We start from the raw sequence: 25,836 nt of genomic DNA on the forward strand, positions 1-25,836 counted from the left end.
GAGCCGCCCATCCGTACGTCAGGGGCCCGATTGGGCTCTGATCGGCCACGCCCGGGGCGGATGTCGGTGTCGGCGCCTAGGCTGGCCGGGTGTCCAACTCGCCGGTGAGAGCGCAGGCCAAGGGGGCTGAAAGAGTGTCGGGCGAAGGTGATTCCGCTGTGGGCGAACACGGCGTGTCGAAACGGGCGAAAGCCGCGAATCGGAAGGCTGCGAAGCCGGAGACGCGGCTCGCGATGGTCCGCCGGGCGCGCCGGATCAACCGCGAACTGGCCGAGGTCTATCCGTACGCCCACCCGGAGCTCGACTTCCGCAACCCCTTCGAGCTGCTCGTCGCCACGGTCCTCTCGGCGCAGACCACCGACCTGCGGGTGAACCAGACGACCCCCGCCCTCTTCGCGAAGTACCCCACGCCCGAGGACCTCGCCGCGGCCGTCCCCGAGGAGGTCGAGGAGCTGATCCGGCCCACCGGCTTCTTCCGCGCAAAGACCAAGTCGATCATGGGGCTCGCCGCCGCCCTCAGGGACGACTTCGACGGACAGGTCCCCGGCCGCCTGGAGGACCTCGTCAAGCTGCCCGGCGTCGGCCGCAAGACCGCCTTCGTCGTCCTCGGCAACGCCTTCGGAGTCCCCGGTATCACCGTCGACACCCACTTCATGCGCCTCGCCCGGCGCTGGCGGTGGACCGAGTCCGACGACCCGGTGAAGATCGAGGCCGAGGTCGCCACGATCTTCCCGAAGAGCGAGTGGACGATGCTCTCGCACCGGGTGATCTTCCACGGCCGCCGGATCTGCCACGCCCGCAAGCCGGCCTGCGGCGCCTGCCCCATCACCCACCTCTGCCCGGCGTACGGCGAGGGCGAGACCGACCCCGAGAAGGCGAGGAAGCTGCTCAAGTACGAGATGGGAGGCTTCCCCGGCCAGCGGCTCAACCCGCCCGCCGGCTACCCGGGCCGCCCGGCGCCCCCGCTGGGCGGCGACGCCTGAACCGGCTCCCGGGGCGACCTCAGGCGCCCGAACCGGCTCCGGGGCGTTCCCGGACGCCCGAACCGGCTCCCGAGGCGCCCGAACCGGCTTCCCGGACGCCCGAACCGGCTCCCGGGGCGACCCCACCGGGAACGAACCCGTCCATCGATCGCGTTGAGAACCACGGGGGTGCCCATGACGCGCACTGACGAAGAGATCCACGGGCCCGGCGCGGCCGACCTGCTCAGCCGCGACGGGCTGCCCGACTGGCTCGAGCCCGTCGACCGGGCCGCCCGCACGATCCGGCCCGAGCAGCTGAGCCGCTTCCTGCCGCCCGAGACCGGCGCGGGCCGCCAGTCCGCCGTCCTCGTCCTCTTCGGCGAGGGCGAGCGCGGACCCGAGCTGCTCCTCATGGAGCGGTCCGGCAGCCTCCGCTCGCACGCGGGACAGCCCTCCTTCCCCGGCGGCGCCCTCGACCCCGAGGACGGCGACCCGGCGGACGGCGGACTCCTGCGCGCCGCCCTGCGCGAGGCCGAGGAGGAGACCGGCCTCGACCCCCGGGGCGTCCAGCTCTTCGGCGTCCTGCCCCGGCTCTACATCCCGGTCAGCCGCTTCGTCGTCACCCCCGTCCTCGGCTGGTGGCGCGACCCCAGCCCGGTCGGCGTCGTCGACCCCGGCGAGACCGCCCGCGTCTTCACCGTGCCCGTGGCGGATCTCACGGACCCCGGGAACCGCGCGACGACCGTGCACCCGAGCGGCCACCAGGGCCCCGCGTTCCTCGTCGAATCCGCCCTGGTCTGGGGTTTTACGGCCGGGGTCATCGACCGGCTGTTCCACTACGCCGGCTGGGAGCGCGCCTGGGACCGGTCCAAGCAGGTCCCACTCGACTGGCGCTCATGACAGGCTGACCCCCGGGCGCGCCGGCCGTGGGGCCGGCCGGCCCCGGGTGACCGGAAACGAATCTGCGAGGCTATTGACGGTGAACGTGCTGGACATCCTGTTGCTGCTCGCCGCCGTGTGGTTCGCGATCATCGGTTACCGCCAGGGATTCGTGGTCGGAATCCTCTCCGTGATCGGCTTCCTGGGCGGCGGTCTCGTCGCCGTCCTGCTGCTCCCGATCCTCTGGGACCAGCTCACCGACAACAGCGAGGTCTCGACCACGGCCACCGTCGTCTTCGTGATGGTGGTCATCGTCTGCGCCTCCGTCGGCCAGGCGTTCACCACCCACCTGGGCAACAAGCTGCGCCGTCACATCACCTGGTCACCGGCCCGCGCCCTGGACGCCACCGGCGGCGCTCTCGTCAACGTCGTCGCGATGCTGCTCGTGGCATGGCTGATCGGCTCCGCCCTCGCCCGCACCTCGCTGCCCACCCTGGGCAAGGAGGTCCGGAACTCCAAGGTGCTGCTCGGGGTCGAGCAGGTGATGCCGACTCAGGCCTCCGGCTGGTTCGACGACTTCAGCTCCACCCTGGCCCGCAGCGGCTTCCCCCAGGTCTTCAGCCCCTTCGCGAACGAGCCGATCACCCCCGTCCTGCCGCCCGACCCGGCGCTCGCCGACAGCCCCGTGGCCGCCCGCGCGCAGCGCTCCATCGTGAAGGTCGTCGGCACCGCGCAGAGCTGCGGCAAGGTCCTCGAAGGCACCGGCTTCGTCTTCGCCGACCGCCGCATCATGACCAACGCCCACGTCGTCGGCGGCGTGGACGAACCGACCGTCCAGATAGGCGGCGAGGGCAAGCTCTACGACGCCAAGGTCGTCCTCTACGACTGGCGGCGTGACATCGCCGTCCTCGACGTGCCGGACCTCAAGGCCACGCCGCTGGACTTCACCGACGAGGGCGCCCGCAGCGGCGACGACGCGATCGTCGCCGGATTCCCCGAGAACGGCTCGTACGACGTCCGCTCCGCCCGCGTGCGCGGACGCATCAGTGCCAAGGGTCCCGACATCTACCACCGCGACGAGGTCCGCAGGGACGTCTACTCGCTCTACGCGACGGTCCGCCAGGGCAACTCCGGAGGTCCGCTCCTCACCGAGGACGGCGAGGTGTACGGAGTGATCTTCGCCCGCTCCCTCGACGACGCGAACACCGGATACGCCCTGACGGCCGACGAGATCCGCGAGGACATCGAGCGCGGCAGGACCGCCGACCAGCAGGTCGACACCCAGGGCTGCGCCCTCTGATCCCCCGCCCCGCGGGGCGGCTAGTGCTGTGACCGGAAAGGTTCACCGGGTCGCGACGCCCGGCACGGCACCTCGCCGCGTTGTCGGCCCTCGCGAGTACGTCCAGTACGAGCCGAGGCCCTCCGCCTTGCGATGCACCGCACCGGACGCCGCGACCCGGCAAACCTTTCCGGCCACAGCACTAGGCGGTGTCTCTGGGGTGCCGGAGCCGGGCCGAGACCCAGCGGGCCCGGCGGCGCAGGATGCGCGAGATCCCCACCCCTTGCGCCGCGTGGCCCTGGTCCGGCGGGCCACCCCTCTCGCGGGAGCCCGGCCCCGTGGCCGAGCGGCGTGCTGTCGTGTCACCGTAGTCGTGCGTCCAGCCCATACCTCGACGTCTGCCCGGGGGCCAAGGTCGGTAACCTCACCCGGGCCCGCCAATTGGAGTATGCGCGAGGCACATGGCCGTTCGAGGGACACCCGTACGCCTTGTCCGGGCTCCCGTCCCGTGACGGGGACTCAGCGGTCGGGCTCGGGGTCCTTCAACCAGCTGACGAGCTCCGTGGTGAAGGCCACCGGGTCCTCCTCGTGCGGGAAGTGCCCGAGACCGTCGAAGAGCCGCCAGCGGTACGGCGCCTCCACGTACTCGCCGGACCCCGCTGCGCTGCGGGTCCGCATCACCGGGTCGAGGGAGCCGTGCAGATGCAGCGTCGGCACCCGGACCGGCCGCTTCATCCGCCGGTTGAACTGGATGCCGTCAGGGCGGGCCAGCGACCGCACCATCCAGCGGTACGGCTCGATCGAGCAGTGCGCCGTCGACGGCACGCACATCGCCCGCCGGTACACCTCGACGGCCGCCTCGTCGACGGGCTTCGGCCCGGACCAGTCCCGGATCAGCTCGCCCACCAGCGCCCCGTCGTCCGCGACGAGCTGACGCTCCGGCACCCACGGCCGCTGGAAGCCCCACACGTGCGAGCCGGCCCGCGACTGCGCGAAGTCGGAGAGCATCGCCGAGCGCCAGCGGCGCGGGTGCGGCATCGACGAGACCACCAGCCGGCGCACCAGCTTGGGCCGCATCACGGCGGCCGTCCAGGCGAGGTAGCCGCCCAGGTCGTGCCCGACGAGCGCCGCGTCCGGCTCGCCCAGCGACCGGACGACGCCCGTGATGTCGAGGGCCAGGTTGGCGGGGTCGTAACCCCGTGGCGTGCGGTCGCTGCCGCCCACCCCGCGCAGGTCCATCGCGACCGCCCGGAACCCGGCCTCGGCCAGGGCCGGCAGCTGGTGGCGCCAGGTCCACCAGAACTGCGGGAAGCCGTGCAGGAGCAGCACCAGCGGGCCGTCACCCATCTCGGCGATGTGGAAGCGGGCGCCGTTGGCGGCCACGTCACGGTGGGTCCACGGCCCGTCGAGCCGTACGGGCCCGCCGTTGCCGTTGCTGCTCTCGGGGAGGGTCATACGGACGAGCGTGCCACAGCGGAGGCCTTCTCAAGGGCCGGGCGCTGCTCGGGACGGGGGTGCGGCTTCGCGTTCTGCATGATCGCCGCCGTCTGCTTGGCGGAGGCGATGGACTTCTCCGGCGGCTTGACCTTCTTGAACTTGGCGTACGCGATCAGGCCGAGGAGCCCCGCGACCAGCACGTTGAAGGCGAAGGACAGCAGGAAGCACCAGACGAGGTTCCAGCCCCCGTTGCCGTTGTGCCCACCGGTCCAGGTGTTGATGGCGTACGCGAGTGCGAAGCTCAGCATCGGCAGCGAGAACAGCAGCACGACGGCGGCGGCGATGCCCGCCACGCTTCCGATCGCGCCGCGCTTGACGTCCTGTCGGATCTCGGCCTTGGCCAGGGCGATCTCATCGTGCACCAGCGCGGACATCTCGGCGGTCGCCGAGGCGACCAGCTGGCCGAGGCTGCGCTCGGTGCCGTCGAACGGGTCGCTCATCGCTGCTCCCTCTCCTTGTGTCTACGGTCCGAATCAGATCATGCCGGACGGTCGGCCCCATCGCGCGATGCCCCCGCCACTTGGGCGCGCTCGCGGTGTTCCGCGGCCTTCCGCTCGTAGATCTCGGCCATCCGCAGGTGGTACTCCGGGTTGTCCTGTTCGTAGATGTCGGGGATGCCGTCCTCGTCGTCGTCGCGCTCCTCGTCGGAGACGAGGGCCTGGTACTTCCGGACCCGCAGCTTCAGCAGGACGGAGGCGAGGACGGCCGCGACGAGCGAGCCGACCAGGACGGCGGCCTTCACCTCGTCGGTGAGGTCGGCGTCGCCGGCGAAGGCGAGTTCGCCGATGAGGAGCGAGACGGTGAAGCCGATCCCGGCGAGGGTCGCGACCGCGAACACGTCCGGCCAGGCCAGGTCCGGGTTGAGTTCGGCCCGAGTGAAGCGGGCGGCGAGCCAGGTGCCGCCGAAGATGCCGATCGCCTTGCCGACGACGAGACCGAGGACCACGCCGAGGGTGACCGGCTGGGTGAACACGTCGTGGATCGCCCCGCCGGAGACGCTGACGCCGGCGGAGAAGAGCGCGAAGAGCGGCACGGCGAGCCCCGCCGAGAGCGGCCGGACCAGGTGCTCGATGTGCTCGCCGGGGGACTGCTCCTCGCCCTCCCGGGTGGTGCAGCGGAGCATCAGGCCCATGGCGACGCCGGCGATGGTGGCGTGGACGCCGCTGTTGTACATCAGGCCCCAGATGACCAGGGCCAGCGGCACGTACACGTACCAGCCGCGGACGTTCTTGCGGAGCAGTACCCAGAAGACGGCGAGCCCGGCGACGGCGCCGCCGAGCGCGGCGAAGTTCAGGTCGCTGGTGAAGAAGATCGCGATGATCAGGATCGCGAACAGGTCGTCGACGACGGCGAGCGTGAGCAGGAAGGCGCGGAGCGCGGACGGCAGCGAGGTCCCGATGACGGCGAGGACGGCGAGCGCGAACGCGATGTCGGTCGCGGTGGGCACGGCCCAGCCGTCCAGGGAGCCGTTGCCGACCGTGTTCACCAGGGTGTAGACGAGGGCGGGGGCCGCCATGCCGCAGAGCGCGGCGACGACGGGGAGCGCGGCGGCCCTGGGGTCGCGCAGCTCGCCCGCGACGAGCTCGCGCTTGAGCTCGATGCCGGCGACGAAGAAGAAGATCGCGAGCAGGCCGTCGGCGGCCCAGTGCTGGATCGACAGGTCGAGACCGAGGGCGGCGGGGCCCAGGTGGAAGTCGCTCACGGCCTCGTAGCTGCCGCCGAAGGTGTTGGCCCAGATGAGGGCGGCGACGGCGGCGAGGAGCAGCAGGACTCCGCCGACGGTCTCGGCGCGCAGCGCGTCGGCGATGTACCGCCGCTCGGGCAGCGAGAGGCGGCCGAGGAACTTGCGGTCGGTGGGTACGGACACGGGGGAGACCTCCGTCGGGCAGGCAGGGCGAAGCACATGCCGACCAGACTTCCCGGCTCACCTAGGTCTTTCTGTCGCGTTCCTGACGCGGTCCTTACTTTACCTAACGAGCGCGAGTGGTGTCCGGCGAGATTCACTTTAGGGAGATCTGGGGCTTTCGTCCCTTCGGGGCGGGCATGAGAACGCCCGCCCCGGTGGCTCGGGGCGGGCGTTCACGGTGCGTACGGGCCGGTCAGTCCTCGCTGGACGTGGCCGGCAGCTGGGTCTGGATGAGCGACATGACCGAGGAGTCGGTCAGGGTGGTGACGTCACCCAGCTCACGGTTCTCCGCGACGTCGCGCAGCAGACGGCGCATGATCTTGCCCGAACGGGTCTTCGGCAGCTCCGCCACCGGCAGGATCCGCTTCGGCTTGGCGATCGGGCCCAGGGTCGCGCCCACGTGGTTGCGCAGCTCGGCGACCAGGTTCTCGTCCTGGCTGGCCGTGCCGCGCAGGATGACGAACGCGACGATCGCCTGGCCGGTCGTCTCGTCGGCGGCGCCGACGACGGCCGCCTCGGCGACCGACGGGTGCGAGACGAGGGCCGACTCGACCTCGGTCGTCGAGATGTTGTGGCCCGAGACGAGCATGACGTCGTCGACCCGGCCGAGCAGCCAGATGTCGCCGTCGTCGTCCCTCTTGGCGCCGTCACCGGCGAAGTACTTGCCCTCGAAGCGGGACCAGTACGTGTCGATGTAGCGCTGGTCGTCGCCCCAGATGGTGCGGAGCATCGACGGCCACGGCTCGGTGAGGACCAGGTATCCGCCGCCGCCGTTCGGGACCTCGTTCGCCTCGTCGTCCACGACGGTGGCGGAGATGCCCGGCAGCGGGCGCTGGGCGGAGCCCGGCTTGGTCTCGGTGACGCCCGGCAGCGGCGAGATCATCATCGCGCCGGTCTCGGTCTGCCACCAGGTGTCCACGATCGGGGTCCTGTTCGCGCCGATGTGCTCGCGGTACCAGACCCAGGCCTCGGGGTTGATCGGCTCGCCGACCGAGCCCAGCACGCGCAGGCTGGACAGGTCGAACTTCGCGGGGATGTCGTCCCCCCACTTCATGAACGTGCGGATCGCGGTGGGCGCCGTGTAGAGGATCGTGACGCCGTACTTCTGCACGATCTCCCAGAACCGGCCCTGGTGCGGGGTGTCCGGCGTGCCCTCGTACATGACCTGCGTCGCGCCGTTGGCCAGCGGGCCGTAGACGATGTACGAGTGCCCGGTGACCCAGCCGATGTCGGCGGTGCACCAGTAGACGTCGGTCTCCGGCTTCAGGTCGAAGACGGCGTGATGGGTGTAGGCGGCCTGCGTGAGGTAGCCGCCGGAGGTGTGCAGGATGCCCTTCGGCTTCCCCGTGGTGCCCGAGGTGTAGAGGATGAAGAGCGGGTGCTCCGCCGGGAACGCCTCCGGGGTGTGCTCGGCGGACTGACGGGCGACGATGTCGTCCCACCAGACGTCCCGGCCCTCGGTGAAGGCGGTGTCCTGGCCCGTACGGCGGACCACGAGGACGTGCTCGACCTGCGGGCACTTGGCGACGGCCTCGTCGATGGCCGGCTTGAGGGCGCTCGGCTTGCCGCGGCGGTAGCCGCCGTCGGCGGTGACGACCAGCTTGGCGTCGGCGTCCTGGATGCGGGAGGCGACGGCGTCGGCGGAGAAGCCGCCGAAGACCACCGAGTGGGCGGCGCCGACCCGGGCGCAGGCCAGCATCGTGATGGCCGCCTCGGGGATCATCGGCAGGTAGACGGCCACCCGGTCGCCCTTGCGGACGCCCAGCTCGGTCAGGGCGTTGGCGGCCTTGGAGACCTCGTCCTTGAGCTCGGCGTAGGTGATCGCGCGGCTGTCGCCGGGCTCGCCCTCGAAGTGGATGGCGACCCGGTCGCCGTGCCCGGCCTCGACGTGCCGGTCGACGCAGTTGTACGCCACGTTCAGCTCGCCGTCGGCGAACCACTTGGCGAACGGGGGGTTCGACCAGTCGAGGGTCTCGGTCGGCTCGGTGGCCCAGCTGAGGCGCCTCGCCTGCTCGGCCCAGAAGCCCAGCCTGTCCGCCTTGGCCTGCTCGTACGCCTCCGCCGTCACATTGGCGTCCGCGGCCAGCTCGGTGGGCGGCGCGAACCGCCGCTCTTCCTTGAGCAGGTTGGCCAAGGATTCGTTGCTCACGACATCTCCCTTTCCCAGGGCGTCCTCTGTGCGTATGTGTCCCGCGTCATAGCTCATCAGTCAGAGGCCCGGGTGACAAGAGCCTCCAGGGAATTGGTTTAGACCTGTGAGTGGCTTGACGTGCGGTGGCCCCTCCGTCCCGAGCGGTGGGAGAAGGGGCCACACAGTCTCACGGCGGGGAGCGCCGGAAGGTTCAGGACGCGCGCGCCGGTTCCAGATGGTCCGTCGGCATGACCTGGGTGAAGACGTCGTCGTAGCTGTGCACCTCGTCCGTCCCGGAGAGGAGGTACGCCTGCGCCTCGCCCACGTGGAAGTACACGCCGTGCAGCGTCAGCGTGCCCTCGGCCAGCCGGCGCGCCACCGGCTCGTACGCCCGCAGGTGCTCCAGCTGCTGCACGACATTGGTCAGGCAGAGCTGCTCGACCGCGTCGGCCGGCAGGCGGCCGGAGATCCGGGCCCAGGCGTGGCGTCGGCTCGCCATCCGCTCCAGGCTCGGCAGACCGTGCCGCAGCCAGCGGCGCAGCGGGGTCGCCGGGTCGTCCGGGCCGCCGTTGAGGAGGGCCTGCATCGCCCCGCAGCCCGAGTGGCCGCACACGGTGATCGACTCGACCCGCAGCACCTCCACGGCGTACTCGATCGCCGCCGCCACCGAGTCGTCCCCGCTCTCCTCGCCGGGGAGCGGGACGAGATTGCCGACGTTGCGCACGGTGAAGAGGTCACCCGGGCCGCTTGAGGTGATCATGCTGGTGACGAGCCGGGAGTCGGCGCAGGTCAGGAAGAGCTGCGAGGGGCGCTGCCCCTCCCGGGCGAGCCGCGCCAGCTCGTCCCGCACGAGCGGGGCGGTGTTCCGCTGGAACTTGCCGATGCCGCTGGCGAGGTGCAGCCCCGGTGTCCTCGCCGCCCTGGTGGGCGCGGTCCCGTCGGCGGTCCCGGTGGCCTCCGCCTCGGCGGTCCCGGTGGGTGTGGTGGTCCCGGGGGCCCCGGGCGTTCCGGTGGGCGTCTCTCCGCACTGGTGGTTGTGCCAGGGCGTCCAGGGGCGGCAGCAGGGGTGCGCGGTGGAGGCGGCGACGGGCGTGGGCTCGGCGATCCGGGCGCCGGAGGGGCCCGTCGTCTCGACCGTCCCGCCGTGGGCGAGGTGTCCGGCGGTCCAGTCGCTCAGCGTCTCGAAGGCGGCGTGGTCCATGAAGGACCCGTCCAGCTCGACCACCACGTCGGATCCTCTCGGCAGCTGGTGAAGGGCCCGGCTGAGCCGGGGCACGGCGAGGAAGGTCAGCTGACCCCGGACGTGCAGCAGATGGCGCCCGTCCCGCTCCTCACGGGTGATGCGGGTGCGGGCCAGGCGGTGCAGGGCGACCGCGATGGCCACGGCGATGCCGAGGGCGACGCCCTCCAGGATGCCCACGAGGACGACGCCGGACAGCGTCACCGCGTAGACGACGACCTCGCGATGACGCGTGACCGTACGGATGTGGGTGATGCTCACCATCTGGATGCCGACCACCATGACCAGCGCGGCGAGCGCGGGCAGCGGGATCAGGTCGAGCACCGGCACGAGCAGCAGGGCCGCCAGCACGATCCACAGGCCGTGCAGCATCGTCGAGGCCCGACTCACGGCGCCCGCCGAGACGTTGGCGACGCTGCGGACCGCGACCCCGGCCACCGGGAGGCCGCCGAGCGCTCCGGAGAGGATGTTGGCCGCTCCCTGTCCGGCGAGCTCGCGGTCGAGGTCGGAGCGGGGGACGCCCCGGCCGCGGTCCGCGCGGGCGGCGACCAGCTTGTCGACCGCGACGGCCGAGAGCAGCGACTGCACGCTGGTGACCAGGGTGATCGTGAGCACGCCGGCCGCGATGCCGAGGACCGGGCCCTCGGGCAGACCGGGCAGCGCGTGGCTGCTCCAGGACGGCAGGTCCACCCGCGGCACGGCGAGTCCGGCGAGCGCGGCCACCGCCGTCGCTCCCGCGACCGCGACGAGCGCCGCCGGGACCTTGCGCGCGAGCCGGCCCGCCCGGCCGGGCAGCCGGGGCCAGCACAGCAGCGCCGCGACGGTGAGGGCGCTGATGGCGAGCGCGGCCGGCTGGGCGTGCGCCAACTGGGCGGGGAGGCCGAGCGCGTTGTCCACGGCGGAGCTCTGGGGAGTGGCGCCGAGGACGATGTGCAGCTGGGCGAGGGCGATGGTGACGCCGATGCCGGCCAGCATGCCGTGCACGATCGCGGGCGAGACGGCGAGCGCCGACCGGGCCACGCGCAGTGCGGACAGGGCCACTTGGGTGAGGCCGGCGAGGACGGTGATGGCGCAGGTGGTGCGCCAGCCGTACCGCTGGATGAGCTCGGCGGTCACGACGGTGAGTCCGGCGGCGGGGCCGCTCACCTGGAGCGGGGAACCGCCGAACCGGCCGGCGACGAGGCCGCCGACGGCGGCGGCCACCAGGCCGGCCTGGAGCGGGGCTCCGGTGGCGAGCGCGATGCCGAGCGAGAGCGGCAGCGCGATCAGGAAGACGGCGACGGACGCGGAGACGTCGGCGCCGGCGACGCGGAAGCGGCGGGGCCCCTCCGGCGGGCTGTGGGGCCGCTGGATCCGGGGCCGGTTGGTCGTGCGGGCAGGGGTGCAGAGGGTCATGTTCCCGTCTCCTCCGGGGCAGCGCGGTCGCGGCTCGTGCGGGGTGCAGCGGCGGGATTCCGGCGAGTGGTTCCCCGACAGGGGCATCAACGCTCGGTAAATGGATCGTAATGGAGAGTAAAGACTGCGGCATTATTTTCGGGGCAAACAGGGCAATGATTCACCGGTTCCGGTGACAGAACGTGCACATGCCGCTTGTCGTTGACGCTCCTCGGCCCTCCTGGTGCGACGTTGACGCCGCTTGTACGGAAATCGCTTGTAGGGAAATCCGAGGATCCGAGGAGAGGTGCGCGGATGTCAGCCGCCCGCAGAACGACCACCGTCCGGAAGAAGGCGCTCGCCGTCGGCGCCGTCACCCTCGCCCTCGCCACCGGCCTCGCCGGCTGCTCGGGCTCCGACGACGCCGCCACCAAGGGCTCACCGGGCGGCGCCGGCGCCAAGAAGGGCCCGGCCGCCGCACCGCAGAGCGCGCCCCGGCTCATCGGCGACGGATCGACCGCGTTCACCGGCACCCAGCCCCACCAGCCCGTCTGGCACAAGCTCAAGCCGGGCGAGACGCCGCCGCAGTTCGTGGTCTTCTCCTGGGACGGCGCGGGCGAGGACAGCCAGAAGCTGTTCTCCCACTTCCGCTCCGTGGGCAAGAAGTACGACGCCACGATGACGTACTTCCTCAGCGGCGTGTACCTGCTGCCGGAGGACAAGCGCGAGCTCTACGACCCGCCGCAGCACAACGCCGGCAGCTCCGACATCGGCTTCAACGACGTCGAGGGCATCCGCGCCACCGTCCGTGAACTGCGCGGCGCGTGGCAGGAGGGCAACGAGATCGGCACCCACTTCAACGGCCACTTCTGCGGGAAGGAGGGCGGTGTCGGCAACTGGTCGGTCGAGGAGTGGAAGAGCGAGATCGACCAGGCCAAGTCCTTCGTCAAGAACTGGAAGACGAACGCCGGACTGCGCGCCGAGCAGCCGCTGCCCTTCGACTACGACAAGGAGCTCGTCGGCGCCCGCACCCCCTGCCTCGAGGGCCGGACGAACTTCGTCCAGGCGGCGTCGCAGATGGGCTTCCGCTACGACACCAGCGGCGTCAACGACCAGATCTGGCCCAAGAAGGACCTGGGCCTCTGGGACCTGTCGATGCAGCTCGTGCCCGTCCCCGGCCGCGCGTTCCAGACGCTCTCCATGGACTACAACTTCCTGGTGAACCAGTCCGGGACGACCCAGGGCGACCCCTCCCAGCACCGCTACTGGGGCGATCAGATGCGCGACGGCCTGGTGCAGGCCTTCGAGCGTTCCTACCGGGGCAACCGCGCGCCGCTGATCATCGGCAACCACTTCGAGTCCTGGAACGGCGGCACGTACATGCGGGCCGTCGAGGAGACCATCGCCACCGTCTGCGTGCAGAAGGACGTCAAGTGCGTCTCCTTCCGCCAGCTCGCCGACTGGCTCGACGCCCAGGACCCCGACGTCATCGCCAAGATGCGCACCCTGAAGGTCGGCGAGGCGCCGCAGGGCGGCTGGCAGGCCTTCCTGGCGGCCCAGCCCCCGGCCGCCCCGGCGGGCGCCCCGGCCGCCAAGGCGGCGGCGCGGCACTGAGCCCGCCGCCCGCCGGCTTCCGGTCGCCGCCCGCCGGCTCTCGGTCGCCGGTCGGTCACCGGCCGCGGTCATCGGCCATCGGTCGCCGCTGTCGGGCACCGGTTGCCGCCGGCCCCACCCCCCGCCCCTGCCGGCCGGCGGCTTCCGGTCGGTCGCCGGGCGGGCCGGTCAGCCGAACTGCGGCACCGCGAGTGCCTCGTCGAGGACGAACCCGGGGTCGACCTGCGCCGCCAGGTCCTCCCCGGTCTTCGCATTGCCCCAGCTCTCCGCGTTGCGCAGGTGGAAGTGGACCATCTGGCGCGTGTAGCGCTCCCAGTCGCGGTGGGCGTACGAGTCGTCCGCCGCGTCCTGGAGGGCCTGGAGCGCCATGCGGTTCTCCGCCTCAAGCAGTTCGAACCGCGGCGGGCGGCCCTTCTCCATCGCGCGGACCCAGTCCGAGTGGCCCACCGTCACGAGCAGGTCCTCGCCGACCTCCTCGCGCAGGAAGTCCAGGTCGTCCTGGCCCTGCACCTTGTTGCCGACGACCTTGAGCGCCACGCCGAAGTCCCGCGCGTACTCCTTGTACTGGCGGTAGACCGAGACGCCCTTCCGGGTCGGCTCGGCGACCAGGAAGGTCATGTCGAAGCGGGTGAAGAGCCCCGACGCGAACGAGTCCGAGCCCGCCGTCATGTCGACGACCACGTACTCGTCCACCCCGTCGACCAGGTGGTTGAGGCAGAGCTCCACCGCCCCGACCTTCGAGTGGTAGCAGGACACCCCGAGGTCCGACTCCGTGAACGGGCCGGTCGCCATCAGCCGGATCTCGCCGTCGTCCAGCCGGACCGGGCGCGCGCACGCCTCGTACACCGGGTTGTCCTCGCGGACCCGCAGCAGCCGCGAACCCCCTCCCGGCGGCGTCGTCTTGATCATCGTGTCGGCGGAGGCGATCCGGGGGTTGGTGCCCCGCAGGTACTCCTTGATGAGCGGCAGGTGCGCACCCATCGCGGGCAGCGCGGCGGCCTCCGCCTCGGGCAGGCCGAGCGCGGCCCCCAGGTGCTGGTTGATGTCGGCGTCGACGGCGACGACCGGCGCTTCGTTGGCGGCGAGGTGGCGGATGAAGAGCGAGGACAGCGTGGTCTTGCCGCTGCCGCCCTTCCCCACGAAAGCGATCTTCATGTTCACCTAGGGTAGCCGCACGATCGCGGCCCGTGGTCAAGTCGCGTGAAGAAGACCACTCCATCGTGGGGCGGGCCTCCGGGGCGCGTAGCCTCCCTACTTATGAGTACGCACGCCTCTGACCCCTTGGCCGCCCTCGGCTCCCTGCCGGGCGTCGCCGAAGCGGTGGACTCCGTACGCAAGGCCGTCGACCGGGTCTACGGCCACCGCGTGATGCGCCGCCGCAGCAACGAGATCTCCTCCGAGGCGGCCCTGCGCGGCGCCCGCGGCTCCGCCGCCCTGTCCGGGGCCGACTGGGCCCTGGAAGAGGTCCGCCGGCGCACCGACTTCAGCGCCGACGCCGAGGCCCGCACGGTCGGTGCCGCACTGCGCCTGGGCGCCGAGGCCGGGCAGCTGCTCTCCATCTGGCGCCAGTCGCCCCTGCGCGTCCTGGCCCGACTCCACCTCGTCGCCGCGGGCGACGCGGGCATCCCGGGCGGCACCGGCCCCGGTGACTCCGTCGGCCGCCCCCGCCTGGACGGCGAGACGGTCGACGAACCGCTCGTCGACGCCCCGCTGCCGACCCCCGCCGAGGTCGCCGGCCGGCTCGACGGCCTCGCCGAGCTGATCGTCGCGGGCAGCGAGGCCCCGGCGCTCGTGACGGCCGCCGTGGTCCACGGCGAGCTGCTCGCGCTGCGCCCCTTCACCTCGTACAACGGCCTGGTCGCCCGCGCGGCCGAGCGGATCGCGCTGATCGGCAGCGGTCTCGACCCGAAGGCCATCTGCCCGGCCGAGGTCGGCCACGCGGAGCAGGGGCGGGCCGCCTACCTCGCCGCGTTCGAGGGGTACCTGTCGGGGACCCCGGACGGTGTGGGGGCCTGGATCGCCCACTGCGGACGCTCGGTCGAGCTGGGCGTCCGCGAGTCGACGGCCGTCTGCGAGGCCCTCCAGCGCGGCGCCGCCTGAGCCCTGCGGCTCGACGCGGGGGGTTCCGAAAGGGGCCGGCGTGTACGGGGCTCCGGGGGACCTGTGCGGCGCTCCGGGCGAGGCGGCCTGTGCGGCGCTCCGGGTGAGGGGCGGCCTGTTCGGGGCTTCCGGGTGAGGGGCGGCCTGTTCGGGGCTTCCGGGCGGGGGTGGCCTGTTCGGCGTTGCGAGGGGCTGACCTGTGCGGCGCTCTGAGGGGACGGCCTGCGTGCGGCCCGGGCCGACTGCTTGCGGCTCCGGCGGCCTGTACGGGTTTCCGAGGGCGGTTAGCGCCGGAGGCTCCGAGGCGGGGCCGCGTGCGGGAAGGGCCCGACATGGGTTGCGGCGGCACCAGTCCTGGTACCGCCGCTGGCACTTCCACCCAGTTACCAAGCGTCCTCGATATGTGCCCATCAGGCCGGGAACTTTGCCCGTGGCCTGGTGCGGCTGGCCCGTAATCGACGGGTCGACGTCGCGTGGGTGCCCGGTTTCGGTGCTAGGTCCGTGGGGCCTTCATGCTCAACAGGTGATCCTCTCGGATGTCCTCGGTCTCGCGGGCCTGATTCCTTTCTACTCCTGTCCGGGGGGAAGCGAAAGTGCTGGCTCCACTTCTCTGCCGATTGCTCAAATTCGGGCAAAGTCACCGGCGAGCCGCTGGGCGAGGGTGGCCTGTCGGCGCCTGGCCGCGTACCAGACGAGTCCGGCCCCCACGGCTGCCGCTCCCACCGCCGCCGCGGCGACGAGCGTGGGGCGGGGCGGCATCCGGAACTCGGGCAGCCGCTGCTTGAGGCGCACCGGCTTCTCGAAGGCGAGCACCGGCCACTTCCGTGCCGCTGCCTCCCGGCGCAGGGTCCGGTCGGGATTGACCGCGTACGGGTGGCCGACGGCCTCCAGCATGGGGATGTCGGTCGCCGAATCGCTGTACGCGTAGCAGCGTGCGAGGTCGTAGCCCTCCGACTCCGCGAGCTCCCGGACCGCCTCGGCCTTCGTCGGACCGTAGGCGTAGTACTCCACCTCCCCGGTGAAGCACCCGTCCTCGCCGACCACCATCCGGGTGGCGACGACCCGGTCGGCGCCGAGCATCTCGCCGATCGGCTCGACGACCTCGGCACCGGAGGTCGAGACGATCACGACGTCGCGGCCGGCGGCGTGGTGCTCCTCGATGAGGGAGGCCGCTTCGTCGTAGATGATCGGGTCGATCAGATCGTGAAGGGTCTCGGCGACGAGCTCCTTCACCTGGGCGACGTTCCAGCCTTTGCAGAGCGCGGAAAGATATTCACGCATCCGCTCCATCTGGTCGTGATCGGCTCCGCCCGCCAGGAAGACGAACTGGATGTAGGCCGTCCGCAGGGCGGCGCGGCGGCTGATCAGTCCGCCCCGGTAGAAGGACTTGCTGAAGGTCAGCGTCGATGACTTCGCAATGACCGTCTTGTCCAGGTCAAAGAAGGCGGCTGTGCGCGGCAAGGAGTGGTTTTCCACAAGCCCGAGCATAGGTGCCCGCCATTCGGCGTACGCTGGGGCGCGTGGGTTTGCCTGAGAAGGCTCTCGGGTACACCATGGAAGTCACGGATCGTTCGCGACCGTGCTAACCCGGTCCGGCTCCTCCCCCCCCGAGTCGGCCGGAGAGACGACCCCCGCTCTCCCCCCCGGCGGGGGTCGTCGCATGTCCGGAGCCGTTTCGGCGCTGCCTGCCATCGTGTGCTCCCTTCCTTCCGTTCATCGCTCACGAGTCGCCCGAGGCCCCGCCCGACCCCTGGTTCATCACTCACAGTAATCATGGGGCTGCGTTCCGGGTAGTCCCCGCGGGAGTGGCGAAGTTATTCACAGCCCCTCGCTTATCCACAGTTTTTCGGTGAGATCGGCACGATTTCCGGGACGGCCCCACGGTGATTCCTGTCGCGAAGTTCGCGGACGGCAGGAATCACGAGAGGGGAGTGCGTCGTGGAGACATCCAGGACTTCCGGGACCAGGGGTACGACACGCGGTTCGACATCGTGGGGGCGGGGCCCGCGGGGGCCGGAGGCGCCCGGATCGGGCTCGCCGGCAGTGGACCCGGCGGGTGCGGACGCGACGGATAGGGGAGCGCCGGGGAGGGGAGCGCCGGGGAAGGGCGCGCCCGGGGCGGAGGGGCCGCGCCGGGCCGGCCCGCTGATCGTCACCGAGGACCTGGGGCTCCTCGATGACCTGCTGCGACTGTGCGCCGCCGCCGGGGTCGAGCCCGACGTGCACCACCGGGTGCCCGAGCGGAGGGCGAGCTGGACCGACCCGCCGCTCGTCCTGGTCGGCGACGACGTCGCCGCCCGCTGCCGGGGAGCGGTGCGCCGACCCGGGACCCTGCTGATCGGTCGGGACCAGGGCGATCCGGGGCTGTGGCGGCTGGCCGTCGAGATCGGCGCGGAGAGCGTGCTCAGCCTCCCGGGAGCCGAGAGCCTCCTCGTCGACCGCCTCGCCGACGCGGCCGAGGGGGCGGACCGGCCGGCGCTGACCGTCGGCGTCGTCGGCGGCCGGGGCGGTGCCGGGGCCTCCACCCTGGCCTGCGGTCTCGCGCTGGCGGCCGCGAGGGCCGGACACCGCACGCTGCTCGTCGACGGCGATCCGCTGGGGGGAGGGCTCGACGTGCTGCTCGGCGGAGAGCGTGAGGAGGGCAGGCGATGGCCCGACTTCGCCGGGTCGAAGGGGCGCCTGGCCGGCGGCGCCCTGGAGGAGTCCCTGCCGTCCGTGCGCGGAGTCCGGGTGCTCAGCTGGGGCAGGGAGCCGGCGGTGCCGGTGCCACCGGAGGCCGTGCGGTCCGTGCTCGCCGCCGCGCGACGGCGGGGCGGGGTCGTCGTGGTCGACCTTCCGCGCGGGACCGACCCGCCGGCCGGCGAGGCGCTGGCGCAGCTGGACCTCGGACTTCTCGTCGTACCGGGGGAGTTGAGGGCCGTCGCGGCCGCGCACCGGATGGTCTCGACGATCGGACCGGCCGTGCGCGACCTGCGGGCCGTCGTCCGGGGGCCGTACGCGGTCGGGATCGACGAGCGGTGGGTCGCCGACGCGCTCCGGTTGCCGCTCACCGGTGAACTCCCCTACGACCCGGGGATCGTGGCCGATCAGGACGCGGGAATGCCGCCGGGCGCCGAGCCCCGTGGGCCCCTCGGCCGGTTCTGCGCCGCGTTCTGGGAGCACGCCCTCGTGCCCGGAGGCACGGCGTGACCGGGGCAGGGGCGGCGACCTGGGGCGCGCGGGACGGTGCGGGGCTCCTCGACGCCGTGCGCCAGCGGCTCGCGGCGAGTGGTGCCGAGCCGACCCCGGCGCGCGTGGCGGCGGCGCTCCGGGCGCAGGGGAGGCTGCTCGGGGACGCGGAAGTGCTCGGTGCGGCGGAGGCGTTGAGGTGCGAGCTGATCGGCACCGGGCCGCTGGAGCCGCTGCTCGCCGATCCGGCGGTCACCGATGTCCTGGTCTCCGCGCCCGACCGGGTGTGGGTGGACCGGGGCGCCGGGCTCGAACGGGCCCCGGTGTCCTTCCCCGACGCCGCCGCCGTCCGTCGCCTCGCGCAGCGGCTCGCGGCCGTGGCCGGCCGGAGGCTCGACGACGCCCGGCCCTGGGTGGACGCGCGGCTCCCCGACGGCACCCGGATGCACGCGGTCCTGCCGCCGGTCGCGGTCGGCTCGACCTGCCTGTCCCTGCGGGTCGTCCGCCCGCGTGCCTTCTCCCTGGAGGAGCTGGCCGCGGCGGGCACCGTGCCCCCGGGTGGCGCGCCGGTGCTGCGGGCCCTGATCGAAGCCCGCGTGTCCTACCTGGTCAGCGGCGGCACCGGGACGGGCAAGACCACCCTCCTCGCGTCGCTCCTCGGACTCGTGGGGGAGCGGGAGCGGATCGTGCTCGCCGAGGACTCGGCCGAGCTGAGGCCGGACCATCCGCACGTGGTGCGCCTGGAGGCACGGCCGGCCAACCAGGAGGGCGCCGGGCTCGTCACCCTCCGGGACCTCGTCCGCCAGGCGCTGCGGATGCGCCCCGACCGACTGGTCGTCGGCGAGGTCAGGGGCGGCGAGGCGGTCGACCTGCTCGCCGCTCTCAACACAGGCCACGAAGGCGGCTGCGGAACGGTCCACGCCAACACGGCGGCGGACGTCCCGGCGCGGCTCGAAGCCCTGGGGACGGCGGCCGGTCTCGACCGGGCCGCCCTGCACAGCCAGCTGGGCGCCGGCCTGTCGGTGGTGCTGCACGTCGTACGGGACCGGGACGGCCGACGGCGCATCGCCGAGGTGCACGTCCTGGAGCGGGACCGGGACGGTCTGGTGCGGACGGTCCCCGCGCTGCGGTGGAGCCCGTCCGGGTTCGAGCGGGAGCGGGGCTGGGAGCGGCTCGGCTCGCTGATCGGAGGGGGAGCGCGATGACGGCGGAACTTCCTTCGGTGGGGAGCGTGATGACGGCGGAACTTCTGCCGGTGCGGAGCGCCGCACAGGGGTTGGCGCTGCTCTGCGCGGTCCTCGCCCTGGCGTGGGTGGTCGAGCGGCGACGGGGCGCGGGGCGCGCCAAGGCGGTGCTGGCCGGTGGACCCGCAGACGGGCGGGGTGGCTGGGTGTGGCCGGAGGCCGCCGCGCGGTGGTGGGCCGTGCTGAGAGGCCGTCGCGCGTGGCTGTGCCTGCCGGCGGCGGGAGTGCTCGCCCTCCTGGGCGCGTCGCCGCTGCCTCTGGTCGCCGGGGCGCTCGCGGTGCCCCTGGTGGCCCGGCGGCTGCGGGCAGTCGAGAGCGGCAGGGAACGGGAGGCGCGGGCCGAGCGGGTGGTGGCCCTGTGCGGGGCGGTCGTCGGGGAGTTGAGGGCCGGATGGCAGCCCGGGCAGGCGCTGTCCTTCGCCGCCCGGGAGACGGGCGCGCTGGGGGTCGCGGAGGCACCGGTGCTGGCGGCGGCCCGGTTCGGCGGCGACGTGCCCGAGGCGCTGCGCCGGGCGGCCCGGCAGGACGGCGCCGACGGGCTCGCGGGCATGGCGGCCTGCTGGCAGGTGGCCGTGGACGGGGGCGCGGGCCTGGCCGCCGGGCTGGAACGGCTGGAGGCCGCTCTGCGGGACCACCGCGAGCAGCGCGACCGCCTGCGGGCCGAACTGGCCGGCGCCTGGGCCACGGTGACGGTCCTCGCGCTCCTTCCGGTGGCGGGGCTCGCCCTCGGTGCCGCGCTGGGCGCCGAGCCGCTGCGGGTGCTGCTGCACACACCGGCCGGGCTGGGCTGTCTGGCCGTGGGCGGCGCACTGGAGGCGGCCGGACTGTGGTGGGCCGCGCGGATCGTACGGGGAGGGGAGCGGGCGTGATCGCGGAATGGATCCCGCAGACGTCGCACGGCGTTCGGGTGGCGGTCCTCCTGCTCCTGGCCCCTGCCCTGGGCGCGCTGGGCGTGACGGAGGTGCTGGGCGGACTGCGGGCGCGTCGGACCCGGCGCAGAGCGGGGGCCCTCCTCCCGGCAGGACCGGAGCCGAGTCCCCGGAAGGCCTTGGACCGGCTGCCGGCGTGGGTGGGGCTCTGGCTGCCGCCGCTCGTCGGGGCCGGGTGCGGCTGGGTGCTGTTCGGCGAGGTCGGGGCGCTGTGCGCCGGGGCCCTGGTGGTCGCCGGGCGGAAGCGGTGGGCGGGGAGGCGGGCCTCACCGGCGGCGGGTGACGAGGAGGCGGCTCGTCATCTTCCGCTGGCCGCAGATCTGTTGGCGGCCTGCGCCGCCTCCGGTGCCGGCCCCGGCGAGGCCGCGGACGCGGTGGGGAGGTCGCTGGGCGGTCCGCTCGGCGAGCGTCTGACCCGTACGGCCGCCGAGCTGCGGCTCGGCGGTGAACCGGCCGAGGTGTGGGGGAGGTTCGGCGCGATACCGGGCGCCGAAGGGCTGGCCCGCTGTATGGAGCGGGCCGGTTCCTCGGGGGCGCCGGCGGCGGATGCCGTCGCCCGGCACGCGGCCGCCCTGCGCGCCGGCCGCGCCCGCGCGGCGGCGGCCGGGGCGCGTCGGGCGCAGGTGCTGATCAGCGCGCCCGTGGGGCTCTGTTTCCTGCCTGCCTTCCTGGCGGTGGGGGTGGCCCCCGTGGTGATCGGCCTCGCGACGGGGCTGCTGGACGGATGACCGAGACAAGCGACGAGACGACACGACCACGCCGGACACGGCACGACGAGGCACGACGAGAGGCGACGACATGACGAAGTACGGCGCGATGGCGACGAACGGCGAGGTACGGCAGGCCCGGGCCCGGCAAGGCGCGGCGGGACCGGGCGCGGCGGGACCGGACGAGGAGGTCGGCGTGGGGCTTGGGGCGCGGCTGGCGGGCTGGTGGCGGGCACGGCGGGCGGCGGCGAGCTGCGACGAGGGCATGACCACGTCCGAGTACGCGGTCGGGACGATCGCCGCGGCGGCGTTCGCTGCCGTGCTCTACAAGATCGTGACCAGCGGGGCCGTCTCGGGAGCGCTGGAGTCGGTGATCGGGAAGGCCCTCGATGCGCCGTTCTGACCGGGGCTTCGTGACCGTGGAGGCGGCGCTGGTCCTGCCCGTCCTGGCGCTGTTCACGGTGACGCTGCTCTGGGCGCTGGCCGCGGCCGCCGCGCAGATCCGGTGCGTGGACGCGGCGCGGGCGGGGGCGCGGGCGGCGGCCCGCTCGGAACCGGTGGCCTCGGCCGAGGCGGCTGCCCGGGCCGCCGCCCCCGAGGGAGCCCGGGTGTCGGTGGCGCGGGAGGGCGAGCTGTGGCGGGTGACGGTGGAGGCGGCCGCCCCGGGCCCCGGAGGCATGGGCGTCACCCTGAGAGCCGGTGCGGCGGCCCTCGCGGAGGACACGGCGGCCGGGGGCGCGCCATGACCGGGCGATGGTCCGGGTGGGGGAGCGCCGTGGCGGGGCGCTGGTCCGGGCGAGGAAGCGCCGTGGCAGGAAGCCGGTTCGGCCGGGGGAGCGCCGTGGCGGGGTGGCGGTTCCGGCAGGGCGGTGATCGGGGGGTCGCGACCGTGTGGGGGGCGTTCGCGGCGTGTGTGCTGTGCGTGGTGTTCGGGGTGGTGCTTGCGCTCGGGCAGGCGGTGGCGGCTCGGCACCGGGCGGGCGGGGCCGCCGACCTGGCCGCCCTCGCCGCCGCCGACCGGGCGCTGTGGGGCGAGACCGAGGCGTGCGCCGCCGCCTCGCGGGTGGCCGCCGCGCAGGGCGCCGAGCTGGTGCGGTGCGCGGTCCGGGACGGGGTCTCGGAGGTGACCGCCCGGGTCGTTCGCGGTCCCTACCGGCCGGAGGTCAGGTCCCGGGCGGGCCCTCCGGGGACTCCGCCGTCTCAGGGGGCGTCCGGGGCGGCTCCGGGTTCGCAAGGGGCGTCCGGGGCGGCTCCGCCGCGGGGGCCGGGGCCGGGGCCGGGGGCGCTGCCGGGGCCGGGGGCGCAGGGGTCCGGGGCGGCTCCGGGGCCGCTCGGAGGAGTTCCGTGAGGAGGCGGACGGCGCCGCGCTTGTGGAGCGGGTCGTTGCCGTTGCCGCACTTCGGGGACTGGATGCAGGAGGGGCAGCCCGCCTCGCACTCGCAGGAGGCGATGGCCTCCCGGGTGGCCGTCAGCCAGGCGCGGGCGGTGTGGAAGGCGCGCTCGGCGAAGCCCGCGCCGCCCGGGTGTCCGTCGTACACGAAGACGGTGGGCAGCAGGGTGTCGGGATGGAGCGGCACGGAGACGCCGCCGATGTCCCAGCGGTCGCACGTGGCGAAGAGCGGCAGCATGCCGATGGAGGCGTGCTCGGCGGCGTGCAGGGCGCCGCCGAGGATCTCCGGGGTGATCCGGGCGGCGTCGAGCTGGTCCTCGGTGACCGTCCACCACACGGCCCGGGTGCGCAGGGTGCGGGGCGGCAGGTCGAGCTTGGTCTCGCCGAGCACCTCGCCGGTGATCAGACGGCGGCGGAGGAAGGAGACGACCTGGTTGGTGACCTCGACGGAGCCGTAGCAGAGGCGGCCGGCTCCCCAGGGGATCTCGGTGTCGGTTTCGAGGACGGAGATGGAGGTGGTGTCGCGGGCGGTGGTGGAGTACGGCGGGACGGCCTCCTCCACGAGGGCCACGGAGTCCTTGAGGTCGAGCTCCCGCACCAGATAGGTCCGGCCCTGGTGGAGGTGGACGGCGCCCTCGTGGACGGCGGTGTGGGAGGCGGCCTCGTCGACCGTGCCGAGGAGGCGGCCGGTGCCGGCCTCCACGATCCGGACGGGGCTGCCGCCGCCGCCCCGGATGTCGGTGAGGTCGGCGGCGCGCTCGCGTCTGGTCCAGTACCAGCCGGTGGAGCGGCGGCGCAGCAGTCCGGCCCCTTCCAGCTGGGGCAGCAGGTCGGGCACGGCCGGGCCGAAGAGGGCCAGGTCCGGTTCGGTGAGGGGGAGCTCCGCGGCGGCGGCGCACAGATGGGGGGCGAGGACGTAGGGGTTGTCGGGGTCGAGGACGGTCGTCTCGACGGGCTGCTCGAAGATCGCCTCCGGGTGGTGGACGAGGAAGGTGTCCAGCGGGTCGTCCCGGGCGACCAGGATCGCCAGGGCGCCCTCGCCCGAGCGGCCGGCGCGGCCCGCCTGCTGCCACAGGGAGGCCCGGGTGCCCGGGTAGCCGGCGATCACGACGGCGTCCAGGCCGGAGACGTCCACGCCCAGCTCCAGGGCGGTCGTGGCGGCCAGGCCGAGGAGCTCGCCCGAGTGCAGGGCCCGCTCCAGGGCGCGCCGCTCCTCGGGCAGGTAGCCGCCGCGGTAGGCGGCGACGCGCCGGGCGAGCGCGCGGTCGGTCTCGGCGAGGCGTTCCTGGGCGATCACCGAGATCAGTTCGGCGCCGCGCCGGGACCGGACGAAGGCGACCGAGCGGACGCCCTGCCGGGTCAGGTCGGTCAGCAGGTCGGCGGTCTCGGCCGTGGCGGTGCGGCGCACGGGCGCGCCGCGCTCGCCGTGCAGCTCGGTGAGCGGCGGCTCCCAGAGGGCGAAGACCAGCTCGCCGCGCGGGGAGGCGTCGTCGGAGACCTCGGTGACCGGCAGGCCGGTGAGGCGGCGGGCGGCGAGGGCGGGCTCGGCGGAGGTGGCCGAGGCGAGGAGGAAGACCGGTTCGGAGCCGTACCGGGCGCAGATCCGGCGGAGGCGGCGCAGTACCTGGGCGACGTGGGAGCCGAAGACGCCCCGGTAGGTGTGGCACTCGTCGATCACTACGTAGCGCAGGGAGCGCAGGAAGGAGGACCACCTGGGGTGGGAGGGGAGTATGCCCCGGTGCAGCATGTCGGGGTTGGTGAGCACGTAGTTCGCGTACTGGCGGACCCATTCGCGCTCCTCGACCGGCGTGTCGCCGTCGTAGACGGCGGGGCGGATCCGGTTGCCGAGCGGGGCGGCCAGCTCCCGTACGGCGCGTCGCTGGTCGGCGGCGAGGGCCTTGGTGGGCGCCAGGTAGAGCGCGGTGGCGCCGCGGCCGTTCGGGGCCTCCGAGCCGTCCAGGAGGGTGCTGAGGACCGGGGCGAGGTAGGCGAGCGACTTGCCCGAGGCGGTGCCGGTGGCGATCACCACGGATTCGCCGTCCAGGGCGTGCTCGGCGGCCTCCGCCTGGTGCGCCCAGGGGTGCTCGATCCCGGCCGTTTCGATCGCCGCGATCACCTCCGGGCGGATGCGGTGCGGCCAGACGGCATGGCGACCCTCCCGGGCGGGCATGTGCTCCGTATGAGTGATGCGCGCGGCCCGGCTCTCGCCCGAGGAGAGCCGGTCGAGGACCATGCCGGGAGAGGGGCGGTTGCCCGTGTCCCCGGCGGGACGACGGGGGCGCTGATTCTTGGCCATCGGCACCGAGTGTGTCACTGCCATGACGGACAATGCTTCCAAGGCGTCGTGCATGGCTGCTGGTAAGTGATTGAATGCCATCGCGGCTGGCGTTTCGTTCCTCGGCTCCGCCCCGGAGACCCGAGGGGACGATCGCCCGATAGCAAGGTGCTGGAGGATCCGTGGACCTGTCCCTGTCGACTCGCAATGTGTCCGGCGCTGGCGGTGACCGTACGGTCGTCGAGGTCGGTGGCGAGATTGATGTGTATACCGCGCCCAAGCTGCGCGAGCAGTTGGTCGAGTTGGTGAACGACGGCAGCTACCACCTGGTCGTCGACATGGAGGGCGTGGACTTCCTCGACTCCACCGGCCTCGGTGTGCTCGTCGGCGGCCTGAAGCGCGTTCGTGCCCACGAGGGCTCGCTGCGCCTGGTGTGCAACCAGGAGCGCATTCTCAAGATTTTCCGGATCACGGGTCTCACCAAGGTGTTCCCGATCCACACCTCGGTCGACGAGGCCGTCAACGCCGTCGACTGAGCCCAGGGGGTTCGCATGGCCACCGTTGAACTCCGCTTCAGTGCTCAACCGGAGCACGTCCGTACGGCCCGTCTGGTGGCGGCCGCGGTCGCGCGCCGGGCGGGTGTGGACGAGGCGGTCCTCGACGAAGTGCGTCTCGCTGTCGGTGAGGCCTGTTCCCGTGCGGTCGGGCTGCACCGCAGCAACGACGTCACGACCCCCATCCGGGTCGTCCTGACCGAGGAGGAGAAGACGTTCTCCATCGAGGTCGGCGACGAGGTGCCGGGTGCGGGGGTGGCGGCGGCCGACGCGGCCGGTGTCCCCGGCGCGCGGGCCTCGGCCCCGGCCGAGGACTTCGACGACGCCGACGGCGAGGACGAGATGGGCCTCGCGGTGATTCGCGGGCTCGTCGACGACGTCGAGGTGAGCGCCGGCGAGGACGGCGGCACCATCCGGATGAGCTGGCCGGTTACCTCGGCGGACGTCCTGTCCTGACCCGTACGCGTGCACGCCGTGCACGCACATGTGCGAAGCGAAGGGGCCCTGCGACGCAGGGCCCCTTCGCTTTTCCCGGTGTCGGCGTCCCCGGATTGGTGCATCCGCGCGGGGCCTCTCCGGGGTCCCCG

The 25,836-nt window shown here is 73.3% G+C and carries 22 protein-coding genes and 1 pseudogene; 14 read left to right on the plus strand and 9 right to left on the minus strand.

Features of this window, described 5'->3' with window-relative positions:
• Window positions 1-134: 134 nt before the first annotated feature.
• The 3 genes from nth (at window position 135) to ABTY59_RS09775 (ending at window position 3,141) form a co-directional block, all read left to right on the plus strand.
• A complete protein-coding gene (nth, locus tag ABTY59_RS09765; RefSeq protein WP_502995347.1) occupies window positions 135-983 on the plus strand; it encodes an endonuclease III in 849 nt (282 codons plus the stop codon).
• 174 nt (window positions 984-1,157) lie between these two features.
• On the plus strand, window positions 1,158-1,862 hold the full coding sequence (locus ABTY59_RS09770; protein ID WP_352018356.1) for an NUDIX hydrolase: 705 nt from the start codon (window positions 1,158-1,160) through the stop codon (window positions 1,860-1,862).
• A gap of 79 nt (window positions 1,863-1,941) precedes the next feature.
• The gene (locus tag ABTY59_RS09775; protein WP_352018357.1) at window positions 1,942-3,141 is read left to right on the plus strand and encodes a MarP family serine protease; all 1,200 of its coding nucleotides are present in this window, start codon (window positions 1,942-1,944) and stop codon (window positions 3,139-3,141) included.
• Window positions 3,142-3,322: 181 nt separating this feature from the next.
• Here ABTY59_RS09775 and ABTY59_RS09780 read toward each other — a convergent pair whose 3' ends face one another.
• The 6 genes from ABTY59_RS09780 to ABTY59_RS09805 all read right to left on the minus strand — a co-directional run bounded on the left by ABTY59_RS09780 (window position 3,323) and on the right by ABTY59_RS09805 (window position 11,289).
• Window positions 3,323-3,508, minus strand: a complete 186-nt coding sequence (locus ABTY59_RS09780) for a hypothetical protein (protein WP_352018358.1) — start codon at window positions 3,506-3,508, stop codon at window positions 3,323-3,325.
• Between the two features lie 131 nt (window positions 3,509-3,639).
• Window positions 3,640-4,575, minus strand: a complete 936-nt coding sequence (locus tag ABTY59_RS09785) for an alpha/beta fold hydrolase (RefSeq protein WP_352018359.1) — start codon at window positions 4,573-4,575, stop codon at window positions 3,640-3,642.
• A complete protein-coding gene (locus ABTY59_RS09790) occupies window positions 4,572-5,057 on the minus strand; it encodes a phage holin family protein (RefSeq protein ID WP_352018360.1) in 486 nt (161 codons plus the stop codon). Before ABTY59_RS09790 ends, ABTY59_RS09785 begins: the two co-directional genes overlap by 4 nt.
• Window positions 5,058-5,095: 38 nt before the next feature.
• On the minus strand, window positions 5,096-6,484 hold the full coding sequence (nhaA, locus tag ABTY59_RS09795) for a Na+/H+ antiporter NhaA (protein WP_352018361.1): 1,389 nt from the start codon (window positions 6,482-6,484) through the stop codon (window positions 5,096-5,098).
• A gap of 232 nt (window positions 6,485-6,716) precedes the next feature.
• Window positions 6,717-8,672, minus strand: coding sequence for an acetate--CoA ligase (gene acs / locus ABTY59_RS09800; protein WP_403538510.1), 1,956 nt, complete (start codon window positions 8,670-8,672; stop codon window positions 6,717-6,719).
• 193 nt (window positions 8,673-8,865) lie between these two features.
• A complete protein-coding gene (locus tag ABTY59_RS09805; protein ID WP_352018363.1) occupies window positions 8,866-11,289 on the minus strand; it encodes a SulP family inorganic anion transporter in 2,424 nt (807 codons plus the stop codon).
• Between the two features lie 294 nt (window positions 11,290-11,583).
• On the opposite strand from ABTY59_RS09805, the gene ABTY59_RS09810 reads away from it, so the two are divergent.
• Entirely contained in the window at window positions 11,584-12,882 is a 1,299-nt protein-coding gene (locus tag ABTY59_RS09810; protein ID WP_352018364.1) for a polysaccharide deacetylase family protein, read from the plus strand.
• 168 nt (window positions 12,883-13,050) lie between these two features.
• Here ABTY59_RS09810 and ABTY59_RS09815 read toward each other — a convergent pair whose 3' ends face one another.
• Window positions 13,051-14,037: an ATP-binding protein gene (locus ABTY59_RS09815; protein ID WP_352018365.1), complete on the minus strand. Its 987-nt coding sequence runs from the start codon at window positions 14,035-14,037 to the stop codon at window positions 13,051-13,053.
• 102 nt (window positions 14,038-14,139) lie between these two features.
• Here ABTY59_RS09815 and ABTY59_RS09820 point away from each other — a divergent pair, with 102 nt between their 5' ends.
• A complete protein-coding gene (locus ABTY59_RS09820) occupies window positions 14,140-14,982 on the plus strand; it encodes a Fic family protein (RefSeq protein WP_352018366.1) in 843 nt (280 codons plus the stop codon).
• A 621-nt stretch (window positions 14,983-15,603) separates the two neighbouring features.
• Here the strand turns inward: ABTY59_RS09820 and ABTY59_RS09825 are convergent.
• Window positions 15,604-16,470 (minus strand): HAD family hydrolase, encoded by an 867-nt coding sequence (locus ABTY59_RS09825; RefSeq protein WP_352018367.1) that lies wholly within the window; start codon window positions 16,468-16,470, stop codon window positions 15,604-15,606.
• A 555-nt stretch (window positions 16,471-17,025) separates the two neighbouring features.
• Between ABTY59_RS09825 and ssd the strand changes: the two genes are divergently transcribed.
• The 7 genes and pseudogenes from ssd to ABTY59_RS09860 form a co-directional block, all read left to right on the plus strand.
• Window positions 17,026-18,171 (plus strand): septum site-determining protein Ssd, encoded by a 1,146-nt coding sequence (ssd, locus tag ABTY59_RS09830; protein ID WP_502995348.1) that lies wholly within the window; start codon window positions 17,026-17,028, stop codon window positions 18,169-18,171.
• A complete protein-coding gene (locus tag ABTY59_RS09835) occupies window positions 18,168-19,355 on the plus strand; it encodes a TadA family conjugal transfer-associated ATPase (protein WP_352018368.1) in 1,188 nt (395 codons plus the stop codon). The genes ssd and ABTY59_RS09835 overlap by 4 nt, the downstream gene beginning before the upstream one ends.
• Window positions 19,356-19,384: 29 nt before the next feature.
• A complete protein-coding gene (locus tag ABTY59_RS09840) occupies window positions 19,385-20,263 on the plus strand; it encodes a type II secretion system F family protein (protein ID WP_352018369.1) in 879 nt (292 codons plus the stop codon).
• Window positions 20,260-21,051 carry a type II secretion system F family protein gene (locus ABTY59_RS09845; RefSeq protein WP_352018370.1) on the plus strand — a complete coding sequence of 264 codons (792 nt, stop codon included), beginning with the start codon at window positions 20,260-20,262 and terminating at the stop codon, window positions 21,049-21,051. Before ABTY59_RS09840 ends, ABTY59_RS09845 begins: the two co-directional genes overlap by 4 nt.
• A gap of 244 nt (window positions 21,052-21,295) precedes the next feature.
• Window positions 21,296-21,433 carry a DUF4244 domain-containing protein gene (locus ABTY59_RS09850; RefSeq protein ID WP_329855048.1) on the plus strand — a complete coding sequence of 46 codons (138 nt, stop codon included), beginning with the start codon at window positions 21,296-21,298 and terminating at the stop codon, window positions 21,431-21,433.
• Window positions 21,420-21,776 (plus strand): TadE family type IV pilus minor pilin, encoded by a 357-nt coding sequence (locus ABTY59_RS09855; protein WP_352018371.1) that lies wholly within the window; start codon window positions 21,420-21,422, stop codon window positions 21,774-21,776. The genes ABTY59_RS09850 and ABTY59_RS09855 overlap by 14 nt, the downstream gene beginning before the upstream one ends.
• Window positions 21,773-22,153 (plus strand): annotated as a pseudogene (locus ABTY59_RS09860) (Rv3654c family TadE-like protein); the annotation flags it as partial. The gene ABTY59_RS09855 and the pseudogene ABTY59_RS09860, both read left to right, overlap by 4 nt.
• A gap of 40 nt (window positions 22,154-22,193) precedes the next feature.
• Here the strand turns inward: ABTY59_RS09860 and ABTY59_RS09865 are convergent.
• Entirely contained in the window at window positions 22,194-24,797 is a 2,604-nt protein-coding gene (locus tag ABTY59_RS09865) for a DEAD/DEAH box helicase (RefSeq protein WP_352018372.1), read from the minus strand.
• Between the two features lie 80 nt (window positions 24,798-24,877).
• Between ABTY59_RS09865 and ABTY59_RS09870 the strand changes: the two genes are divergently transcribed.
• Together ABTY59_RS09870 and ABTY59_RS09875 are read left to right on the plus strand one after the other, a co-directional pair.
• Window positions 24,878-25,231, plus strand: coding sequence for an STAS domain-containing protein (locus ABTY59_RS09870; protein ID WP_015034520.1), 354 nt, complete (start codon window positions 24,878-24,880; stop codon window positions 25,229-25,231).
• 15 nt (window positions 25,232-25,246) lie between these two features.
• On the plus strand, window positions 25,247-25,705 hold the full coding sequence (locus ABTY59_RS09875) for an ATP-binding protein (RefSeq protein ID WP_352018373.1): 459 nt from the start codon (window positions 25,247-25,249) through the stop codon (window positions 25,703-25,705).
• Window positions 25,706-25,836 lie beyond the last annotated feature (131 nt).

Origin of the sequence: Streptomyces sp. NPDC096079 (assembly GCF_040303145.1) — a bacterium.
Taxonomy (GTDB): domain Bacteria; phylum Actinomycetota; class Actinomycetes; order Streptomycetales; family Streptomycetaceae; genus Streptomyces.

Bases quoted from the DNA above. Each gene is read 5' to 3' on its own strand.
- ABTY59_RS09785 (WP_352018359.1), bottom strand. From the start codon at position 4,575: ATGACCCTCCCCGAGAGCAGCAACGGCAACGGCGGGCCCGTACGGCTC.
- ABTY59_RS09865 (WP_352018372.1), bottom strand. From the start codon at position 24,797: ATGGCATTCAATCACTTACCAGCAGCCATGCACGACGCCTTGGAAGCA.
- ABTY59_RS09855 (WP_352018371.1), top strand. From the start codon at position 21,420: ATGCGCCGTTCTGACCGGGGCTTCGTGACCGTGGAGGCGGCGCTGGTC.
- ABTY59_RS09875 (WP_352018373.1), top strand. From the start codon at position 25,247: ATGGCCACCGTTGAACTCCGCTTCAGTGCTCAACCGGAGCACGTCCGT.
- ABTY59_RS09815 (WP_352018365.1), bottom strand. From the start codon at position 14,037: ATGAAGATCGCTTTCGTGGGGAAGGGCGGCAGCGGCAAGACCACGCTG.
- ABTY59_RS09850 (WP_329855048.1), top strand. From the start codon at position 21,296: ATGACCACGTCCGAGTACGCGGTCGGGACGATCGCCGCGGCGGCGTTC.
- ABTY59_RS09810 (WP_352018364.1), top strand. From the start codon at position 11,584: ATGTCAGCCGCCCGCAGAACGACCACCGTCCGGAAGAAGGCGCTCGCC.
- ABTY59_RS09780 (WP_352018358.1), bottom strand. From the start codon at position 3,508: ATGGGCTGGACGCACGACTACGGTGACACGACAGCACGCCGCTCGGCC.
- ABTY59_RS09770 (WP_352018356.1), top strand. From the start codon at position 1,158: ATGACGCGCACTGACGAAGAGATCCACGGGCCCGGCGCGGCCGACCTG.
- ABTY59_RS09820 (WP_352018366.1), top strand. From the start codon at position 14,140: ATGAGTACGCACGCCTCTGACCCCTTGGCCGCCCTCGGCTCCCTGCCG.
- ABTY59_RS09840 (WP_352018369.1), top strand. From the start codon at position 19,385: ATGACGGCGGAACTTCTGCCGGTGCGGAGCGCCGCACAGGGGTTGGCG.
- ABTY59_RS09805 (WP_352018363.1), bottom strand. From the start codon at position 11,289: ATGACCCTCTGCACCCCTGCCCGCACGACCAACCGGCCCCGGATCCAG.
- ABTY59_RS09825 (WP_352018367.1), bottom strand. From the start codon at position 16,470: ATGCTCGGGCTTGTGGAAAACCACTCCTTGCCGCGCACAGCCGCCTTC.
- ABTY59_RS09790 (WP_352018360.1), bottom strand. From the start codon at position 5,057: ATGAGCGACCCGTTCGACGGCACCGAGCGCAGCCTCGGCCAGCTGGTC.